Source organism: Streptomyces aurantiaciflavus (assembly GCF_049808595.1).
In the GTDB taxonomy this organism is placed as follows: domain Bacteria; phylum Actinomycetota; class Actinomycetes; order Streptomycetales; family Streptomycetaceae; genus Streptomyces.
Genome location: NZ_JBNCAQ010000009.1, coordinates 1 through 17,946 on the forward strand (window position 1 = coordinate 1; position 17,946 = coordinate 17,946).

General features: G+C 70.4%; 17 protein-coding genes and 3 pseudogenes. 12 read left to right on the forward strand and 8 right to left on the reverse strand.

The window, feature by feature from the left end; genetic code table 11:
• A pseudogene (locus ACPT94_RS12130) lies at positions 1-1,298 on the forward strand (ATP-binding protein); the annotation flags it as partial.
• Positions 1,299-1,543: 245 nt separating this feature from the next.
• Here the strand turns inward: ACPT94_RS12130 and ACPT94_RS12135 are convergent.
• The gene (locus ACPT94_RS12135; protein WP_425245803.1) at positions 1,544-2,041 is read right to left on the reverse strand and encodes a hypothetical protein; all 498 of its coding nucleotides are present in this window, start codon (positions 2,039-2,041) and stop codon (positions 1,544-1,546) included.
• 329 nt (positions 2,042-2,370) lie between these two features.
• On the opposite strand from ACPT94_RS12135, the gene ACPT94_RS12140 reads away from it, so the two are divergent.
• A complete protein-coding gene (locus ACPT94_RS12140; RefSeq protein ID WP_270890842.1) occupies positions 2,371-2,742 on the forward strand; it encodes a GIY-YIG nuclease family protein in 372 nt (123 codons plus the stop codon).
• Between the two features lie 277 nt (positions 2,743-3,019).
• Here ACPT94_RS12140 and ACPT94_RS12145 read toward each other — a convergent pair whose 3' ends face one another.
• On the reverse strand, positions 3,020-3,295 hold the full coding sequence (locus tag ACPT94_RS12145; protein WP_360344577.1) for a ribosomal protein L7/L12: 276 nt from the start codon (positions 3,293-3,295) through the stop codon (positions 3,020-3,022).
• A gap of 249 nt (positions 3,296-3,544) precedes the next feature.
• Between ACPT94_RS12145 and ACPT94_RS12150 the strand changes: the two are divergent.
• Positions 3,545-4,118, forward strand: a pseudogene (locus ACPT94_RS12150) (O-methyltransferase).
• A 432-nt stretch (positions 4,119-4,550) separates the two neighbouring features.
• Here ACPT94_RS12150 and ACPT94_RS12155 read toward each other — a convergent pair.
• The 4 genes from ACPT94_RS12155 to phoU all read right to left on the reverse strand — a co-directional run bounded on the left by ACPT94_RS12155 (position 4,551) and on the right by phoU (position 6,593).
• A complete protein-coding gene (locus tag ACPT94_RS12155; RefSeq protein WP_425245804.1) occupies positions 4,551-4,925 on the reverse strand; it encodes a hypothetical protein in 375 nt (124 codons plus the stop codon).
• Positions 4,926-5,179: 254 nt separating this feature from the next.
• Positions 5,180-5,428: an SCO4226 family nickel-binding protein gene (locus ACPT94_RS12160; RefSeq protein ID WP_360344586.1), complete on the reverse strand. Its 249-nt coding sequence runs from the start codon at positions 5,426-5,428 to the stop codon at positions 5,180-5,182.
• A gap of 170 nt (positions 5,429-5,598) precedes the next feature.
• Positions 5,599-5,757: a hypothetical protein gene (locus ACPT94_RS12165; protein ID WP_360344589.1), complete on the reverse strand. Its 159-nt coding sequence runs from the start codon at positions 5,755-5,757 to the stop codon at positions 5,599-5,601.
• Between the two features lie 134 nt (positions 5,758-5,891).
• A complete protein-coding gene (gene phoU / locus ACPT94_RS12170; RefSeq protein ID WP_360344591.1) occupies positions 5,892-6,593 on the reverse strand; it encodes a phosphate signaling complex protein PhoU in 702 nt (233 codons plus the stop codon).
• Positions 6,594-6,826: 233 nt separating this feature from the next.
• Between phoU and phoR the strand changes: the two genes are divergently transcribed.
• A complete protein-coding gene (gene phoR / locus ACPT94_RS12175) occupies positions 6,827-8,173 on the forward strand; it encodes a two-component system sensor histidine kinase PhoR (protein WP_360344594.1) in 1,347 nt (448 codons plus the stop codon).
• A gap of 5 nt (positions 8,174-8,178) precedes the next feature.
• The gene (phoP, locus tag ACPT94_RS12180; RefSeq protein WP_466214042.1) at positions 8,179-8,850 is read left to right on the forward strand and encodes a two-component system response regulator PhoP; all 672 of its coding nucleotides are present in this window, start codon (positions 8,179-8,181) and stop codon (positions 8,848-8,850) included.
• 147 nt (positions 8,851-8,997) lie between these two features.
• Here the strand turns inward: phoP and ACPT94_RS12185 are convergent, their stop codons facing one another.
• Positions 8,998-9,663: a copper chaperone PCu(A)C gene (locus ACPT94_RS12185; RefSeq protein WP_360352098.1), complete on the reverse strand. Its 666-nt coding sequence runs from the start codon at positions 9,661-9,663 to the stop codon at positions 8,998-9,000.
• A gap of 661 nt (positions 9,664-10,324) precedes the next feature.
• Here ACPT94_RS12185 and ACPT94_RS12190 point away from each other — a divergent pair.
• The 7 genes and pseudogenes from ACPT94_RS12190 to ACPT94_RS12220 all read left to right on the forward strand — a co-directional run bounded on the left by ACPT94_RS12190 (position 10,325) and on the right by ACPT94_RS12220 (position 16,986).
• Positions 10,325-10,807 carry a CarD family transcriptional regulator gene (locus ACPT94_RS12190; protein ID WP_003953493.1) on the forward strand — a complete coding sequence of 161 codons (483 nt, stop codon included), beginning with the start codon at positions 10,325-10,327 and terminating at the stop codon, positions 10,805-10,807.
• A gap of 259 nt (positions 10,808-11,066) precedes the next feature.
• Positions 11,067-11,819, forward strand: a complete 753-nt coding sequence (gene ispD, locus ACPT94_RS12195) for a 2-C-methyl-D-erythritol 4-phosphate cytidylyltransferase (RefSeq protein WP_360352101.1) — start codon at positions 11,067-11,069, stop codon at positions 11,817-11,819.
• Positions 11,809-12,336 (forward strand): 2-C-methyl-D-erythritol 2,4-cyclodiphosphate synthase, encoded by a 528-nt coding sequence (gene ispF, locus ACPT94_RS12200; RefSeq protein ID WP_360352104.1) that lies wholly within the window; start codon positions 11,809-11,811, stop codon positions 12,334-12,336. Before ispD ends, ispF begins: the two co-directional genes overlap by 11 nt.
• Positions 12,337-12,519: 183 nt before the next feature.
• A complete protein-coding gene (gene cysS / locus ACPT94_RS12205) occupies positions 12,520-13,920 on the forward strand; it encodes a cysteine--tRNA ligase (RefSeq protein WP_425245805.1) in 1,401 nt (466 codons plus the stop codon).
• A gap of 100 nt (positions 13,921-14,020) precedes the next feature.
• Positions 14,021-14,965, forward strand: coding sequence for a 23S rRNA (guanosine(2251)-2'-O)-methyltransferase RlmB (rlmB, locus tag ACPT94_RS12210; protein WP_360352109.1), 945 nt, complete (start codon positions 14,021-14,023; stop codon positions 14,963-14,965).
• Between the two features lie 95 nt (positions 14,966-15,060).
• Positions 15,061-15,165, forward strand: a pseudogene (locus tag ACPT94_RS12215) (TrmH family RNA methyltransferase); the annotation flags it as partial.
• Positions 15,166-15,294: 129 nt separating this feature from the next.
• Positions 15,295-16,986, forward strand: a complete 1,692-nt coding sequence (locus tag ACPT94_RS12220; protein WP_425245806.1) for a DoxX family membrane protein — start codon at positions 15,295-15,297, stop codon at positions 16,984-16,986.
• 118 nt (positions 16,987-17,104) lie between these two features.
• On the opposite strand, the gene ACPT94_RS12225 is transcribed toward ACPT94_RS12220, so the two are convergent.
• Positions 17,105-17,836, reverse strand: a complete 732-nt coding sequence (locus ACPT94_RS12225; RefSeq protein ID WP_360352115.1) for a nucleotidyltransferase family protein — start codon at positions 17,834-17,836, stop codon at positions 17,105-17,107.
• Between the last annotated feature and the right edge of the window lie 110 nt (positions 17,837-17,946).

Below are 17,946 nucleotides of genomic sequence, written 5' to 3' on the forward strand. Positions count from 1 at the left end.
ACCTCGCCATGTCGCTGAACAACCAGTCCAACTGTCTGGCAGGCCTGGGGCAGCAGGAGGAAGCCCTCACCGCCGCCACCCGCGCCGTCGAGACCTACCAGACCCTGGCAAAGCAGCGACCCGACGCCTTCCTCCCCAACCTCGCCGCCTCGCTGAACAACCAGTCCAGCCGTCTGGCGGACCTGGGAGGGCGGGAGGAAGCCCTGGCCGCCGCCACCCGCGCCGTCGAGATCAGCGAAGCCCTGGCAGAGCAGCGACCCGACGCCTTCCTCCCCAACCTCGCCGCCTCACTGAACAACCAGTCCAACTGTCTGGCAGGCCTGGGGGAGCAGGAGGAAGCCCTGGCCGCCGCCACCCGCGCCGTCGAGATCAGCGAAGCCCTGGCAGAGCAGCGACCCGACGCCTTCCTCCCCAACCTCGCCATGTCGCTGAACAACCAGTCCAACTGTCTGGCGGACCTGGGGGAGCAGGAGGAGGCCCTGGCCGCCGCCACCCGCGCCGTCGAGATCGACGAAGCCCTGGCAGAGCAGCGACCCGACGCCTTCCTCCCCAACCTCGCCGCCTCACTGAACAACCAGTCCATCCATCTGGCGGACCTGGGAGGGCGGGAGGAGGCCCTGGCCGCCGCCACCCGCGCCGTCGAGACCTACCAGACCCTGGCAAAGCAACGACCCGACGCCTTCCTCCCCGACCTCGCCATGTCGCTGAACAACCAGTCCAACTGTCTGGCAGGCCTGGGGCAGCAGGAGGAAGCCCTCACCGCCGCCACCCGCGCCGTCGAGACCTACCAGACCCTGGCAAAGCAGCGACCCGACGCCTTCCTCCCCGACCTCGCCATGTCGCTGAACAACCAGTCCATCCGTCTGGCGGACCTGGGAGGGCGGGAGGAGGCCCTGGCCGCCGCCACCCGCGCCATCGAGACCTACCAGACCCTGGCAAAGCAGCGACCCGACGCCTTCCTCCCCAACCTCGCCGCCTCACTGAACAACCAGTCCAACCGGCTGGCGGACCTGGGGCAGCAGGAGGAAGCCCTCACCGCCATCACCCGCGCCGTCGAGACCTACCGGACCCTGGCAGAGCAGCGACCCGACGCCTTCCTCCCCAACCTCGCCAAGTCGCTGTACAACCAGTCCAACCGTCTGGCAGACCTGGGGCGGTGGAAAGAGGCCCTGGCCACCGCCACCCGCGCCGTCGAGATCAGCGCAGCCCTGGCAAAGCAGCGGCCCGAAGTGTTCGCGGAAGACCTGAAGAGAGGCCTTCAGCTACGCGAGTTTTTGGGGGAATCTTCACAAGAATGATTCGGGGCCAGCCGCGCCTCAAACGCTTTCCGGGTCCCGCACCACAAGCGCACCAGATCGAGCGGGGAACAGCGGGGAGTGGCGGTGAGAACGATCGAGCCCGACGAAGGACGCGCCAGCTGTATGCGCAGGTCAGCACCCTAGGGAGCGCAGAGCGCCGCAGCTTCCAAAGCTGAGAGCGCGACTTCGGCTGCTATTACTAACCGGAGAGGTTCCGCAGATGCCAGCGCTCCACCCCGCCCTATTCATGCGGACTCGACGTCTACGGTGTAACCCCCCGGCGAACATGAAGACGCATCCCCGGGAGTAGGGTTTCTCAAGGTGATCGTGACTGGTTCTTCTGATAGCTCCACTGTGCGGCCATGCCAGTCGCTGATGTCGTACGGCCCTCCGAGCACCGTCACCACCGCGTCCACGTATGTTTCGGCGGTCAGGCCGATGCGTATGTCACCCCCTGCAGTGCAGGAGATCACAGCCTCACCTGCCACAGTCCCGTCTGGGAGGAGGGTGTAAGGCAGCTCGAACGGAATCTTCTCCGGGTCAGAGAAGAGAGGGGTGAGGTCCGTGTTTCGCTCGGTGTCCAGGTCCGGAAGCGGCCCACAGATACCATCTACTGCCTGCCTGCAGTGGGATACGGTGCCTGCCCTCTCCTTCTCTTTCGCGTCGGACAGCACGGCATAGAAGACCGCCCCAGCACACAGTAAGCAAAGTGGGCCTAGCCACTTCGATGTCCTCATGTCCATGCCCTCATTATCGGGGGCGATGAGCAACTCGGTCTTTGCTGTCCATAGATCACTTGAACGTCCCAAGCTGATGTCACGCAGGCGCAGGCCAGGAACGTTCTGTCAGCTGCGACCAGTAGCCTGCGACGATCAGCCGTCGCGCGCCTGGAGATGCCGTGGAAGCTACCGCTCTCGTCAGTCCCGACCAGTTGTGGTCGGCGCAGGAGGTCTTGGTTCGTCCGAGTCCTGTCCCGGCGGCGGCAGGAGTCTACGGGTGGCACTTCAAGCAGCCGCCCCACCCTGACCTGAAGGCCGGGCGCCTGCTGTACGTCGGTATAGCCCCGCGGTACATGGCGAACCGGACCAGCACACAAAACCTGCGCAAGCGGGTGCGCTATCACTACCGGGGCAACGCAGCCGGCTCGACCCTACGGCTCACCCTCGGTTGCCTGCTCGGCCTTGAGCTACGCCGCGTGGGCAGCGGCAAGCGGATGACCTTCGGCAAGGCCGGTGAAGCCACCCTGAGCCAGTGGATGGCGGACAACGCGCGAGTGTGCTGGATCGAGCAGAGCGAACCGTGGGACCTGGAATCTCAGCTCATCTCCCAGCTCGATCTCCCGCTGAACCTCGACCAGAACCGCCACAACGCGTTCCACAGCCGCCTGAAGGAGCTACGGGCCCAAGCACGCCAACGAGCACGGGAGTTGCCCATCAGCTCGTAGGCCGCCGAACGGGCCGCCGGGCCGTGGTCTGGGCCGTCCCTGGGCCGTCAGAGGTCGCTCGACAGTGGCCAATGACGACCAACGACGACCACCAAGTGCACGGGCCTACCGTCTCTGAGCAGCGAAAATGCAGGTCCCCAAGATCCCCGGCAAGACCCAGGGCAAGAAGAAGTAAGCGCCCACGAATAAGCCCCCTACCTGCGGTTTCTCCGCTGGGAGGGGGCTTTTCGGTGTCCGTGGACTGTCTCCGGGCTCTCAGCCGATACCGGGGCCGTCATCAGGGCCGGAGGAAGTCCGGTGTCGGCTTTTCCCTCACCTCTGCCTGGGCGCCGACCTCGCGAAGGTCCACGACCGCTGCATCGGCGTCTTCCTGCGGCACACCCTCGAGAATCACTGCGGCCGTCTGCGTAGCCAGAACCTTGCTGCGCCAAAGACTCAGCCCGGTCAGACGGCGTACGACGTGGGCGACGTCCAGCACACGGACACCAGGGGCGGTGAGCACCACGTCGTGAGGCACGTCGTCGCACACCGACAAGAAGCACTCGTCTGCCATCGTTTTCCCCGCCCTTCCCTGCCAGAGCGTACGAGCCTTGAGCGGCCGCGTCGCCCCGCTTGGACGGTCTCGCAAGACAGTGGCCACCGCCTTGCGAGCCCGCCCCTGGCTGGACGGCATGAGGTGCGGCATGCCGTTGCAGCCCCCGCCTAGTGCTGTGACCGCACAGGTTTGCCGGGCGTGGACAGGCGAAACTGCGGGCGGACGACTCTGCTGGCGGATAGCGTCATGTTCACGGCGAAGGGATTCGTGATCATGGCGGAGCGTGCGATTCCGCCTCGCGCGGTGGCCGCGGAGCGTGTCGCCTCCGAGGTGGGTTTCAAGAAGAGTTGTAGCCCTGAGGTGGGCAGATTGCTCAGGCTGGCGGCCGCTGCGAAACCCCACGGAGTCATCGCGGAGAGCGGCACCGGCTCGGGCGTGGGTACGGCCTGGCTGCACAGTGGGCTTGGCGCCGGCGCCCGCCTGGTTACCGTGGAGCATGACGAGGAACTGGCCCGTCGAGCGGCCGGTGTCTTCGAGGACGATGACCGCGTCAGCGTCCTCATCGGGGACTGGCGGCTGCTTGAGCGGCACGCACCCTTCGATGTCTTCTTCTGCGACGGCGGAGGCAAGCGTGACGACCCCCAGCGGGTGGTCCGGTTGCTCGCTCCCGGTGGCCTTCTCATCCTGGACGACTTCACCCCGTCGCCCCATTGGCCGCCTCGTTTCGGTGGCGAAGTGGATGAGCTCCGCCTGTTCTATCTCACTCATCCAGCCCTGGACGCCACTGAAGTACTCACAAACACCAGCCAGTTCAGCGGTTGTCGGGGCACGCCGCCTCTAGGCAGGAAGGCTTGAAGGGAAAGCCATGAAGTGGTCGTTGGGCGCTTGGACACAAGTTCGCCGTGCGCGCCGAGAGTGCTGGGACGCGGACGTCATCCGCGCCTTTGGGACCCCCGTTCCGAGGGCCACGCAGGAGCGAGCACGGCAGCTGATCCGGCAGGGGAAGTCGCAGGATGCGATCACCGAGGTCAGGGAAGCGACTGGCTATGACCGCCGGGACGCCAGGTGCGTCGTGCTCGCCCTGATGTATGGATGGAAAGTCCCCGTCCCCTCCCGCATTCCTCGGACTCGGCGGCGACCGGCTCTGAGGGTCTCTGACAGCCACGGCTGACATCGACAACGGGGGCGTACGCGCGCCCGATTGGTCGGCTGGACCCAGGTGTGCCGCCAGGACGGATCATTGCTGCCCCGGCGCTCAGCCCCGCCCCGGCGCTCAGCCCCGCCCCGTCCGGCCCCGCACGCGACGGCGTTCACGCCTCAGGCGGCGACGTCTCAAGCGTCGGGCGGCCCAGTCACGGCAGTCCGCGGCGAGCGCCAGTGCCAGGAGCGACGCGAGGGCAACGGCCACCAGGGCCTGCGAGATCCAGGCCGCCGGCAGGCCGGCCCGGTGGAAGCCGTAGCCGGCGGCGGCCGCCCCGGTGGGTCCGAGTGTCAGCACCAGGTAGAGCCGGACCGTTTCACCGGCGACAGGTCCGCCTTTGGCAGCCCACTTCTTGAGGCCTTCCGTGAACCAGAACGCGGCAAGCATCGCCCCCTCAAGCGCTGTCAGTGAAGCTGCCAGGGCAAGGTCCGCGACCCACGTCAGCATGCACCCATCTTCGGAGAACGGGCCGCTTCGGGCCTGAGTGCGGATACTCAGATCCCTGGGCTGTCCCAGGCGAGCTCGGAAGCAGCCAACGGCGCCCCCTACCCGCCCACCTCGGCAGGTAGGGGGCTTGCTCTCCGCTCGTGACGGCTCGTCAGCTCCTCAGGGTGGAGCGCGGTCAGGGCGCCGTCAGGGCGTCGCAACGCACGTACTGCTCAAGGCGCAGCGCGCGCAGGCCCGCGTCGCCCGGACACCTCTCACACCGACAGCGGCACCGCATGAATCTCGTCCGCCCGGTGCCCCGCCCGTTCGTGGACGCGTTGGACCGCGTCCGCTGACGGGGCCTCGGAGAGGCAGTAGACGATGCCGGAATCCGGGTCGGCCCAGGCGCGTTCGAAGTGCACGCCCTCGTCGGCCTCTATGGCGAGGTCGGCCTGGTGGGCCTGGCGGAGTTGGTCGGAGGTGATGCCCTCCATGCCGCGGTGGACGTCCATGAACTTGGTCATGGTCGTACACCCCCTTCCTGTCCCATGGGTTCCTGAAAGGTTTCTTCAGGCTCCTGGAGACTCCGGAGGCTCTCGGAGGGGCCTCGGGGTCCCTCCCTCCCATCCTCCGCCGTGAGAAGGGCCCCGGCATTCCGGCCGGGGCCCCTCACGCGTCGTACGTCTCGTCGTCCTCAGCCGCACTGGCAGGGACTGCCCGACTGGCACCCGCAGCCGCACCCCGAGCCGCAGCCGCACGCGCCGATCAGGGGCAGGTTCCTGATCTCGGTCGGCTGGTCGGTGGGGCGTTCCTGGGTGGGGTCGGGGGTGGAGGTGCTGGGGGCTTCGGCCATGGGTTCCTCCTGGAGGCTAGAGCGCCTGTGCCCATTTCATGCCCTTGCCGTCCGGCGTATCAACGGCGCATCGGCGGCGCACAGTGGCTCTCGCGCGCCCCGAGCCGGGGCGGCCGGCCCCGGGGCGGAAGGGACTACGCCCCCTCCGCCCCCGCGACCGGCTGGATCTCGGCGGGCAGGTCCTGCTGGAGGTCGTCCGCGTGCTCGCCCGTGACCAGGTAGACCACCCGCTTGGCGACCGAGACGGCGTGGTCGGCGAAGCGCTCGTAGTAGCGGCCGAGGAGGGTGACGTCGACGGCCGTCTCGATGCCGTGCTTCCAGCGCTCGTCGATCAGGTGCTGGAAGAGCGTGCGGTGGAGCAGGTCCATCGCGTCGTCGTCCGTCTCCAGCTGGAGCGCGAGGTCGACGTCCTTGGTGATGATCACCTCGGCCGCCTTGGCCATCAGGCGCTGGGCGAGCTGACCCATCTCCAGGATGGTGGCGTGCAGGTCGTGCGGCACCGCCCGCTCGGGGAAGCGCAGCCGCGCCAGCTTCGCCACATGCTGGGCGAGGTCGCCGGAGCGCTCCAGGTCGGCCGACATGCGCAGCGACGTGACGACGATCCGCAGGTCCGTGGCGACCGGCTGCTGCCGCGCCAGCAGCGCTATGGCCCGCGCCTCCAGGTCGTGCTGCAGCTCGTCGACCTTCTTGTCGGCCTCGATCACGCTTTCGGCCAGCTTCAGATCGGCATCGAGGATGGCGGTCGTGGCGCGCCCGATCGCCGACCCGACCAGCCGGGCCATCTCCACCAGACCGTCGCCGATCGAGTCCAGTTCCTCGTGGTACGCGTCCCGCATCAGGGTTCCCTCTCGTACTCGTTCTTCGGGGGTTCCGGGGGTTTCCGGGGGCCAGAACCGGCCGTGGAACCGGCGCTGCGAACCCCACGGTGCCACGGTCCGCCTCGTACGCGTCGGATTCCGTCACCTCAAATGAACCACCTCTGGCTCCAAGGTGAACTCTGGGCGACGAGTCTTCGAGGTCCCACCTCGATGGCTGTGGCCAGGGCGTACCCCATGCCTAACCTGGATGCATGGACGTGAACGCGGCGGTCGCCGCAGCGGCAGCGATCGCCGGGGTGCTCACCGGTGTCATCGCCATGCTGGCGTTCCGTTGGAGCGAACGCGACCAGAACCGACCCACGAGGACTTCCTTGCACACCGATCCCGTGCTGCCTCCGGGCGTCGACACCGTCCTCTCCGTCCTGCGTTCCTCGGCCGTCGTCCTCGACGAGGCCGACGCCGTCGTCAAGGCGAGTTCGGCGGCGTACGCGCTCGGACTCGTCCGCGGCGGCAAGCTCGCCGTCGAGCCGATGCTGCACATGGCCCGCGACACGAGAAGGGACGGGGAGATACGCCAGGTAGAGCTGGACCTGCCCCGGCGCGGCACCGGCCGCGGCGAGGCCCTCGCCGTCTCCGCGCGGGTCGCGCCCCTCGGCTCCCGGCTCGTCCTCCTCCTCGTCGAGGACCTGACCGAGGCCCGGCGCATCGAGGCCGTACGACGCGACTTCGTCGCGAACGTCAGCCACGAGCTGAAGACCCCGGTCGGCGCCCTCTCCCTGCTCTCCGAGGCTGTCATGGACGCCTCCGACGACCCGGAGGCGGTCGAGCGCTTCGCCGGCCGTATGCAGATCGAGGCGACCCGGCTGACCAACCTGGTGCAGGAGCTCATCGACCTCTCCCGGGTGCAGAACGACGACCCCCTCGAGGACGCCGAGCCGGTCCGCGTGGACGAGCTCGTCGCCGAGGCCGTCGACCGCTGCCGCCACCAGGCGGGCACCAAGCAGATCACCATGGCCTCGAACGTATGGGCGCCCGAAGGGCCCGATCAGGGCGGTGGCGGGCGACGGACGGGCGAAACCGCCGCCCTGCACGTCTGGGGCAACCGGGGTCAGCTCGCCGCCGCCCTCGGCAACCTGGTCGAGAACGCCGTCAACTACTCACCCGCCCGCACCCGCGTCGGCATCGCCGCCCGCCGGGTGACCGCGAACGGCGGGGACCTGATCGAGATCGCCGTGACCGACCAGGGCATCGGCATCTCCGACAAGGACAAGGAGCGCATCTTCGAGCGCTTCTACCGTGTCGACCCGGCCCGCTCCCGTGCCACCGGCGGCACGGGCCTCGGGCTGGCCATCGTCAAGCACGTGGCCGCCTCGCACGGCGGGGAGGTCACGGTGTGGAGCGCCGAGGGACAGGGCTCCACGTTCACGCTGCGGCTGCCGGAGGCGGGTGTCGCCCGCGACCGTGCCCACCAGCACCCCGACCTCGACGAGGACGAGTACGAGAACGACGAGGACGGTCCCGCCGGATCCACCCCCCGCATGTCACCCCCCGAGTCAACCGCGTACCAGACGCTTTCCGCCCCGGAGGTCCTTCCGTGACCCGAGTGCTCGTCGTCGAGGACGAGGAGTCCTTCTCCGACGCCCTGTCGTACATGCTCCGCAAGGAGGGCTTCGAGGTCGCCGTCGCGACCACCGGGCCCGACGGACTCGACGAGTTCGAGCGCAACGGCGCCGACCTCGTCCTCCTCGACCTGATGCTGCCGGGTCTGCCCGGCACCGAGGTGTGCCGTCAGCTGCGCGGCCGCTCCAACGTCCCGGTCATCATGGTGACCGCCAAGGACAGCGAGATCGACAAGGTCGTCGGCCTGGAGATAGGAGCCGACGACTACGTCACCAAGCCGTTCTCCTCGCGTGAGCTGGTCGCCCGCATCCGCGCCGTCCTGCGCCGCCGCGGCGAGCCGGAGGAGGTCGCCCCGGCGGCCCTGGAGGCGGGCCCGGTCCGCATGGACGTCGACCGTCACGTGGTGACGGTCTCCGGCTCCAAGGTCGACCTCCCCCTGAAGGAGTTCGACCTGCTGGAGATGCTCCTGCGCAACGCCGGCCGCGTCCTGACCCGCATGCAGCTCATCGACCGCGTCTGGGGCGCCGACTACGTCGGAGACACCAAGACCCTCGACGTCCACGTCAAGCGCCTGCGCGCCAAGATCGAGCCCGACCCGGGCGCGCCCCGGTACCTGGTGACGGTCCGCGGCCTGGGGTACAAGTTCGAGCCGTAGGCCGAGGGCAGCGGTCACGTACGGAGAAGGGCGGCACCCCCGCGGGGGTGCCGCCCGCCGGGGGGCCCCCCCCCGGCGCGGGGGGCGCCCCCCCGGGGGGGGGCCCCCCCTTCTCCGTACGTACGAGGTCTACGAGCCGTACGAGGCTCAGTGGCCCGTCGTCGCCGACTCCGAGGCGCTCGCGGAGGCCGAGTTCGAAGGGGAGGCCGATCCGGTCGTGCCCTCGCCCTCGGCGCCCTCGTGGCCCGGCGCCCCGGAGACCGACGCGTTCGGGGACGGGGACTGAGCCGGGGCGGTGGGGATGTCGCTCGGGCCCCACTTGGTGAAGTAGCTCTCGGCGGGGACGACGAAGGCGGTCACGCCGACCTCGCCGGTCTTGCTGAAGGTGAAGGTGATCTTCTGGGCGTTGCCGTCCTGGACCGCCTCACGGCCGCTGGGCAGAACGGCGGAGGCGTTGTGCTCGCCGCCGATGACGACCGAGCCGCCGGCCGGGATGGTCAGCTTGCCCTTGCCGCCGGCGGGCGAGATCTCGGCGGTCTCGCCGCCGTCCACGGAGATCGAGTCCAGTGTCTGCGCCTTGTCGCCGCTGTTGAAGACGGTCGCGGAGACCACGGCCGGACCCGTCGACTCCGGGTCGGGCTGGGTGATGACGACGACGTTCTGCAGCTTGATGTCGCCGACGCTGGTGGCAGCGTTGTCCGGCTTGATCTCCAGGGTCTGGGCGTCGTTGCCGGCGCCGCATGCGGCGAGCGTGGCGATCGAGAACACGAGGGCGGAGGCGGCGAGGGCGCCGCGTCGAAGGCTGCTGCTCACGGCGGCGGCAACTCCTTGGAACGCAGGGGCGGCTCTCCTCAACAAAGCCGCCCTAAGTGTCTGTCAGCGGGCCTTAGGTTACCGAGCCGTCCCCACGCCACCGCACCCGACCCGCCTCTAGCGCGCTCCGGGGCCCCTCCGGGCGTCCCACCTGGTCGCTCACCACCCTGGTCACTCCGATCACGGCAGTCACTGGGGAGCCGCAACCGACCGGTGAGTCGCTTTGGCTTCTGTTGATCACCAGGACGTAGTCCTGCATTCACATAAGCGCCGCTCACGCGGGCTCGCGGATTTTCCGTGAAGGAATGCGGGGCCGTCCGGGGAATTGATCACCGGCTGTTCGACCCCCGGTGTGATCAATTCCGGAAACGGCGCGGATGCGACTCACGACACCGAACGGAGTAGCGGAAGTCGCACGTCTGGAACCAGACATTTCGGGATGTTCGGCCGTTCGGACGGGGCTCCGGAAGGGTGTGACGTCCATGTTTCAGCTCCCTCGGAGAGCCGCTCCGACCTGCGAATACCTGCCTCCGTGACCCGCCCGCAGCACGTTCCTGTCGCTGTTGTCAAGCCCCGAGATATGCCCTGACCTGCGAAAACGCCATTCAGGAACCGCCGTTTCCGTGTTACCCTGGATAGCCACGGAAGGGGTACCTGTCACATGACGTTCAAGGTTGGCGACACCGTGGTCTATCCCCATCACGGGGCCGCGCTGATCGAGGCCATCGAAACTCGCCAGATCAAAGGCGTGGACAAGACCTACTTGGTGCTGAAGGTCGCCCAGGGTGACCTGACGGTGCGTGTGCCAGCGGACAATGCGGAGTTCGTCGGCGTGCGTGATGTGGTCGGTCAGGACGGACTGGACCGGGTCTTCGAGGTGCTGCGCGCGCCGTACGCCGAGGAGCCCACGAACTGGTCGCGTCGTTACAAGGCAAATCTGGAGAAGCTCGCCTCCGGTGATGTCATCAAGGTCGCGGAAGTCGTGCGTGACCTGTGGCGTCGTGAGCGTGAGCGCGGACTCTCCGCCGGTGAGAAGCGCATGCTCGCCAAGGCCCGCCAGATCCTGGTGAGCGAGCTCGCCCTCGCGGAGAACACCAACGAGGACAAGGCCGAGGCGCTCCTCGACGAGGTCCTCGCGTCCTGACGTCGACGCAAGCCGGCCTCAGCAGTTCACAGAAATGCCGCGGTGCCCGATGACGTATCTCCTGTCGCCGGGCGCTGCGGCATGTTCGCGCTCAGACGCCGTAAGCGTGTTGCTCGGGGGACATTCCCCCGATACTGGCGTGCCGGGCCCGGGCAGCTGGCTCGACCGGCGCGTCACGGAAGGGTCCGGTCAAGGCGTCGCGCCCGGCACGCTGTCTCCGTACCCACGATGGCCGCGCACACAAACCTGACAGGAACCGATGTCTGACGATTCGCTTCCCGCCCCCGCCCCCACCCGCACGGCCGCGGTGATCCCGGCCGCCGGACGGGGTGTACGCCTCGGCCCGGGCGCCCCCAAAGCGCTCCGCACGCTGGGCGGGACCCCCATGCTGATCCACGCGGTGCGCGCCCTCGCCGCCTCGCGCGCCGTCTCCCTGGTGGTCGTCGTGGCCCCGCCGGACGGCACCGCCGAGGTCAAGTCGCTGCTCGACGCGCACGCGCTGCCCGAGCGGACCGACTTCCTCGTCGTCCCCGGCGGCGAGACCCGCCAGGAGTCCGTCAAGTTCGGCCTGGACGCGCTGCCGCCCGGCTACGACATCGTCCTCGTCCACGACGCCGCCCGGCCGCTCGTGCCCGTCGACACCGTCGACGCCGTGATCGAGGCGGTCCGCGAGGGCGCCCCGGCCGTCGTCCCGGCGCTGCCCCTCGCCGACACCGTCAAGGAGGTGGAGCCGGCCGCGACCCAGGGCGATCCCGAGCCGGTCCTCGCCACCCCCGAGCGCGCCCGGCTCCGCGCGGTCCAGACCCCCCAGGGCTTCGACCGCGCCACGCTGCTCCGCGCCCACGAGACGGTGACCGACGACGTCACCGACGACGCCGGCATGGTCGAGCAGCTCGGCGTGACCGTCGTGGTCGTCCCCGGCCACGAGGAGGCCTTCAAGGTCACCCGCCCCCTCGACCTGGTCCTCGCGGAGGCGGTCCTGGCCCGCAGGAGGCTCAACGATGGCTTCTGAGGCGCCCGGTTCCCCGGCACCGCAGGGTGTGCCGTACGTCCTGCCCCAGGTCGGCATCGGCACCGACATCCACGCCTTCGAGGAAGGCCGCGAGTTGTGGTGCGCCGGCCTGAAGTGGGAGGGCGAGGGCCCCGGCCTGGCCGGCCACTCCGACGCGGACGTCGTCGCCCACGCCGCCTGCAACGCCCTCTTCTCCGCCGCCGGCCTCGGCGACCTGGGCCGGCACTTCGGCACCGGGCGCCCCGAGTGGTCCGGCGCGTCCGGCGTGACGCTGCTGACGGAGGCCGCCCGTATCGTCCGCGCGGCCGGCTTCGCCATCGGCAACGTCGCCGTACAGGTCGTGGGCCCCCGCCCGAAGATCGGCAAGCGGCGCGACGAGGCGCAGAAGATCCTCTCGGAGGCGGCGGGAGCGCCCGTCTCCGTTTCCGGCGCCACGACGGACGGGCTCGGCTTCCCGGGCCGCGAAGAGGGGCTGATGGCGGTGGCCACGGCACTGGTGGTGCGGACGGGGGCGTGACCGGCCGGCCGGTCCGGCGATCGAGGACGGGCCGGTTCGGGCCGACGGGGTCCGGGAACGCGGCCCCCAGGGACGGCACAGGCCACCCGGAGCCGACTCGAGCACCGCGGGCAATCGTCACGAATGTGTGGCCGTTGGCCGAGTGGGCGCGGGGCATTACTCCCCGCCCACTACCCTGGAGTGGTGACTATTCGCCTGTACGACACCAGCGCCCGGCAGATTCGTGACTTCACCCCGCTCAAGCCGGGCTGTGTCTCGATCTACCTGTGTGGCGCCACCGTGCAGGCGGCCCCCCACATCGGGCACATCCGGTCGGGTCTGAACTTCGACATCATGCGCCGCTGGTTCGCCCACCGCGGCTACGACGTCACGTTCATCCGCAACGTCACCGACATCGACGACAAGATCATCGCCAAGTCCCACGACCAGGGCCGCCCCTGGTGGTCCATCGGGTACGACAACGAGCGGGCGTTCAACGACGGCTACCAGGCCCTCGGTTGCCTGCCGCCCACGTACGAGCCGCGGGCCACCGGGCACGTCCCCGAGATGATCGAGATGATGCGCGGGCTCATCGAGCGCGGACACGCCTACGAGGCCGACGGCAACGTCTACTTCGACGTGCGCTCCTTCCCGGAGTACCTCCAGCTGTCCAACCAGGAGCTGGACAACCTGCTCCAGCCGTCGGGCGAGGGCGAGACCGGCAAGCGGGACCCGCGTGACTTCGCGATGTGGAAGGCGGCCAAGCCGGGCGAGCCCAGCTGGGAGACGCCGTGGGGCCGGGGCCGGCCCGGCTGGCACCTGGAGTGCTCGGCGATGGCCCACAAGTACCTGGGGTCCGCCTTCGACATCCACGGCGGCGGCCTCGACCTGATCTTCCCGCACCACGAGAACGAGATCGCCCAGGCCAAGGCCTACGGCGACGAGTTCGCGCAGTACTGGGTGCACAACGCCTGGGTCACCATGAGCGGCGAGAAGATGTCGAAGTCGCTGGGCAACAGCGTCCTCGTCTCCGAGATGGTCAAGCAGTGGCGGCCCATCGTCCTGCGCTACTACCTCGGTACGCCCCACTACCGCTCCATGATCGAGTACAGCGAGGAGGCGCTGCGCGAGGCCGAGTCGGCGTTCGCCCGGATCGAGGGCTTCGTGCAGCGCGTCGTCGAGAAGGCCGGGGGAGTGGTCGAGCCGGCCGCCGAGGTGCCGCCCGCCTTCGCCGAGGCGATGGACGACGACCTGGGCGTCCCGCAGGCGCTCGCCGTCGTGCACACCACCGTCCGGCAGGGCAACTCCGCGCTGGCCGCCGACGACAAGGAAGCCGCCGTGGCCCGCCTCGCCGAGGTCCGTGCCATGCTCGGCGTCCTCGGTCTCGACCCCCTCGACCCGCACTGGGCCGGCGAGGCCGACCGGGGCGATGACCTGCACGGCGTGGTCGACAGCCTCGTACGACTCGTCCTCGACCAGCGGGAGTCGGCCCGCGCGCGGAAGGACTGGGCGACCGCGGACGCCATCCGCGACCAGCTCAACCAGTCCGGGCTCACCATCGAGGACAGTCCGCAGGGGCCGCGCTGGACGCTCGGTCCGCGGTAGTCCCGCTCTCTCGCTCGACTGTGCCGCCCGGCCTCCCGGGCGGCACACTGCATAAGACGCACACGACGTACGTACGACAGCTCTAGGAAACAGGTAGGTCATGGCAGCCAACAACCGCCGCATGTCCGGCAAGAAGGGCGCGCAGGTCGGCAGTGGCGGCCAGCGGCGCCGGGGTCTGGAGGGCAAGGGGCCGACCCCGCCCGCCGAGATGCGCAAGGGGCACGCCAAGCAGCGGGCCGCGGCGGCGAAGACCCGCCGTGCGCAGGGGGGACGTCCGCAGGCCCGGCGGGGCGGCGGCAAGTCGACCTCCGAACTGGTCGTCGGCCGCAACCCGGTCGTCGAGGCGCTGCGCGAGGGCGTCCCCGCGTCGACGCTGTACGTCCAGCAGTTCATCGACAACGACGAGCGGGTGCGTGAGGCGCTGCAGCTCGCGGCCGAGCGCGGCGGCATCAACCTCATGGAGGCCCCGCGCCCCGAGCTGGACCGCATGACGAACGGTCTGAACCACCAGGGCCTCGTCCTCCAGGTCCCGCCGTACGAGTACGCCCACCCCGAGGACCTCGTCGACGCCGCTCACGACGAGGGCGCCGACCCGCTGATCGTCGCGCTGGACGGGGTGACCGACCCGCGCAACCTCGGTGCCGTCGTCCGCTCGGTCTCCGCCTTCGGCGGCCACGGCGTCGTCGTCCCCGAGCGCCGCGCGGCCGGTATGACCGCCGGTGCCTGGAAGACCTCCGCGGGCACGGCCGCCCGCACCCCGGTCGCCCGCGCCACCAACCTCACCCGCGCCCTGGAGGCCTACAAGAAGGCCGGCCTCGTGGTCGTCGGTCTGGCCGCCGACGGCGAGGCCGAGATCGGCGAGCTGGAGGCCCTGGAGGGCCCGGTCGTCATCGTCGTGGGCAGCGAGGGCAAGGGGCTGTCGCGGCTGGTCGGCGAGACGTGCGACTTCCGGGTGCGGATTCCGATGCCGGGTGGGGCGGAGTCGCTGAACGCGGGTGTGGCCGCGGGGATCGTGCTGTACGAGGCGGCTCGGCGGCGGGACTGACCCTGGCCGGCGTGGGCAGCCGGAGCCCGCCGGTCGGAGGCCGGCGCAGCCGTGCGAAGCCGCGTAGCGTGCGAGTGCGGCAGAAGGAGGGGCCGTGCGACTTCCGGGTGCGGATTCCGATGCCGGGTGGGGCGGAGTCGCTGAACGCGGGTGTGGCCGCGGGGATCGTGCTGTACGAGGCGGCTCGGCGGCGGGACTGAGGGCGCGTCAGGGGCATCGTCCGTCGCCCCATCCGGACCGGGTGATTCCGGCAGCTGGGGCAACCTTGACGGAGTCCGGACAGATCCGGCGGGTCAAAGCAGTGTCCTAACCACATGTCGCTCGGTTAGATGAGTGTGGACACCAGAACACCCCGCACACCCACGGGGGACCGCTCGTCGGGATACGACGACGCTCCCGCGCTGAGCATGGTGAAGGTGCCGAGCGATCCGGCGCAGATCATCGTCACGCACGCGAGCTTCCGGGTGCAGTTGGGCCCGTCGGCGCGGCGGATCCGATCCCCGCGGATCGCCCGGCACCTGAGCGCCACCCAGGACACCGCGCGCATCCCCGTCGTCGCGGCGGGCAGAGCGGGCGCGGCCGGTACCGGCGCCGAGGCCCGTCGTCGGCCCGTCGTCTGGAGCGGCAGGTCCGCGCCGGACGACACCGGCGCCCACCGCCTGCTCCAGGCCGTGCGGGCGGGCAGCGTCGGCCACGGCGACGCCCCGGCCGGCGACGCCGGAGCCACCCAGGTCATCCCCCGCATCGGGACCGACGACGGCTACGACGGCTATGACGGCGACCTCACGGCGCAGACCCTCGAAACCCCGGTCGTCGGCTCCCCGCGCGCCCCCGTCGCCGGTGAGCAGCGGATCCTGCCGGACATGCGCCCCGTCGGCAGCGCCTACGACGAACCCGGCTACGAGCAGCCGGGCTACGACCAGCCCGCCCACGACGACGCCCGGTTCGAGGACTTCGGCGAAGCCGTCGCCGCGGAGACCGCCCCGCACGGCAGGCGGGGCGGCGACGACCCCGCCCGGCACGCCTACTACCCGGGCCGCCGGATGAACCTCGGCGTGGTCCTGCTCCCGCTGCGCGTCCTCCTCGGCTCCATCTCCATCTACGCCGGTATGGGCAAGCTGTGCGATCCCGTCTACTTCGACGGCGGCGAGCGCGGCTCCATGGTGAAGTGGCTGAACACCCTGCACCCCTGGGAAGTCGCCGAGCCACTGCGTCAGTTCGCCCTGCACCACCCGGTCGGCTCCGGGCTCGTCATCGCCTTCCTCCAGGTCGTCGTGGGCGTCCTCACGGTCCTGGGCTGCTGGCAGCGGATCGCCGCGTTCGGCGGCGCGACGCTCTCCGCCGCGCTCCTCGTCACCGTCAGCTGGAAGACCGTCCCGGTCTACCAGACCCCCGACATCATCTACCTCGCCGCCTGGTCGCCGCTGATCATCGCCGGCGCCCCCGTCTACTCCATCGACGGCCGTCTCGCCGCCGCTGCCTGGCGCCGGCTCGGCCCGCGCTCCGACCTGTGGGAGCTGCGCCGGTACGTCCTGCGCCGCGGCGCCCTCGTCACCGCGATCGTCGTCGGACTCACCCTGCTCGTCGGCTCGCTGCTCGGCGGTGCCGTCCGCGACGCCGACCGGGTGGTCGTGCCCGGCCCGGGCGAGGCCCCGCGCAACGAGCTGCCCGGCTCGCCGCTGCCCGAGGAGTCCGACCGGCACCGGCCCGGCGAGCAACCGTCCGTGTCGAGCTCGCCCACCCAGGGCGCCACGTCCAAGGCTCCGACGCAGGACGAGGAGAGCGCTCCGGGTGCCACCGGGGACACCGAGAGCGCCACCGCCGGTGTGCCCAGCCAGACCCAGGGCACCGTCGGTGAGGCTCCGCCCGAGCAGTCCTCGCCGATCGAGCAGGCGCCCAGCACCAGCTCCGGCCCCACCTCCGGCGGCGCCACCAGCTCCGGCGGCTCCACCGGCGGCTCCGACGAGGGCGGCTCGTCCTCCTCCGGAGAGCCCGGCCTGGTGGGCGGCCTTCTCGGATAACGGCTCGCCCTGTACGGCTCGTACGACGACGGGGTCCCGCGCGTGAGAACGTGCGGGACCCCGTCGTCGTACGAGCCGTGGGGGCCGTGAGCCGTCGTAGCGCGGCGGAGAAGCCCTCTCAGCGGCCCAGCGCCGCCAGTTCCCTCGCCGCCTCCGTGAGGTCCTTCGCGGTGTCGATGGCGCGCCAGTAGGCGCCCTGTGGGATCGGGAAGCCGGCCAGGCGGCGTTCGCGGGCCAGGTGCGGGAACGTGGTGCGTTCGTGGTCGCCGCGCTCGGGGAGCAGTCCGGCGAACTCGGGGGAGAAGACGTAGACGCCCGCGTTGATCTCGTACGTGGTGGGCGGGGCCTCGATGAAGTCCGTGATGTGGCCGAAGCCGTCGGTCTGGACGGCGCCCCACGGAATGCGCGGCCGCGCCAGCGCGAGGGTCGCGACGGCGTCGCGCTCGGTGTGGAAGTCCGCCATGTCGCGCAGCGAGAAGCGGGTCCAGATGTCGCCGTTGGTGGCGTACCAGGGCCGGTCGGGGTGGGGGAGATGGGCGGCGGCGTACTTGAGGCCGCCGCCGCGGCCCAGGGGTTCGGTCTCGACGACCGTGGTGACCTTCACGGGGAGGTCGGCGGAGTCCAGCCAGTGCTGCAGGACGTCGGCGAGATGGCCGCAGGAGACCACCACGTCCGTCACGCCCTCCTCGGCGAGCCAGCTCAGCTGGTGGCCGATGATCGGCGTCCCCGTCCCGGGGATCTCGACCATCGGCTTGGGCCGGTCGTCGGTGTAGGGGCGCAGCCGGGACCCCTGGCCACCGGCCAGGACGACGGCTTGTGTGGGGCGGGACGCGGCGTGCGGATGGGTCATGAGCGCACTGTACGCGGCGCCTGTTCCCGGTCGTGGGGGGGGGGGGGGGGGGGGGGGGGGGGGGGGCGCCCCCCGGCGGGCGGGGCGGGGCCCCCCCCCGCCGCGGCGGG

Excerpts from the sequence above, each read along its gene's own strand:
- ACPT94_RS12135 (WP_425245803.1), bottom strand. The coding sequence starts at position 2,041 with ATGGACATGAGGACATCGAAGTGGCTAGGCCCACTTTGCTTACTGTGT.
- ACPT94_RS12140 (WP_270890842.1), top strand. The coding sequence starts at position 2,371 with ATGGCGAACCGGACCAGCACACAAAACCTGCGCAAGCGGGTGCGCTAT.
- ACPT94_RS12145 (WP_360344577.1), bottom strand. The coding sequence starts at position 3,295 with ATGGCAGACGAGTGCTTCTTGTCGGTGTGCGACGACGTGCCTCACGAC.
- ACPT94_RS12155 (WP_425245804.1), bottom strand. The coding sequence starts at position 4,925 with ATGCTGACGTGGGTCGCGGACCTTGCCCTGGCAGCTTCACTGACAGCG.
- ACPT94_RS12160 (WP_360344586.1), bottom strand. The coding sequence starts at position 5,428 with ATGACCAAGTTCATGGACGTCCACCGCGGCATGGAGGGCATCACCTCC.
- ACPT94_RS12165 (WP_360344589.1), bottom strand. The coding sequence starts at position 5,757 with ATGGCCGAAGCCCCCAGCACCTCCACCCCCGACCCCACCCAGGAACGC.
- phoU (WP_360344591.1), bottom strand. The coding sequence starts at position 6,593 with ATGCGGGACGCGTACCACGAGGAACTGGACTCGATCGGCGACGGTCTG.
- phoR (WP_360344594.1), top strand. The coding sequence starts at position 6,827 with ATGGACGTGAACGCGGCGGTCGCCGCAGCGGCAGCGATCGCCGGGGTG.
- ACPT94_RS12190 (WP_003953493.1), top strand. The coding sequence starts at position 10,325 with ATGACGTTCAAGGTTGGCGACACCGTGGTCTATCCCCATCACGGGGCC.
- ispD (WP_360352101.1), top strand. The coding sequence starts at position 11,067 with ATGTCTGACGATTCGCTTCCCGCCCCCGCCCCCACCCGCACGGCCGCG.
- ispF (WP_360352104.1), top strand. The coding sequence starts at position 11,809 with ATGGCTTCTGAGGCGCCCGGTTCCCCGGCACCGCAGGGTGTGCCGTAC.
- rlmB (WP_360352109.1), top strand. The coding sequence starts at position 14,021 with ATGGCAGCCAACAACCGCCGCATGTCCGGCAAGAAGGGCGCGCAGGTC.
- ACPT94_RS12220 (WP_425245806.1), top strand. The coding sequence starts at position 15,295 with ATGAGTGTGGACACCAGAACACCCCGCACACCCACGGGGGACCGCTCG.
- ACPT94_RS12225 (WP_360352115.1), bottom strand. The coding sequence starts at position 17,836 with ATGACCCATCCGCACGCCGCGTCCCGCCCCACACAAGCCGTCGTCCTG.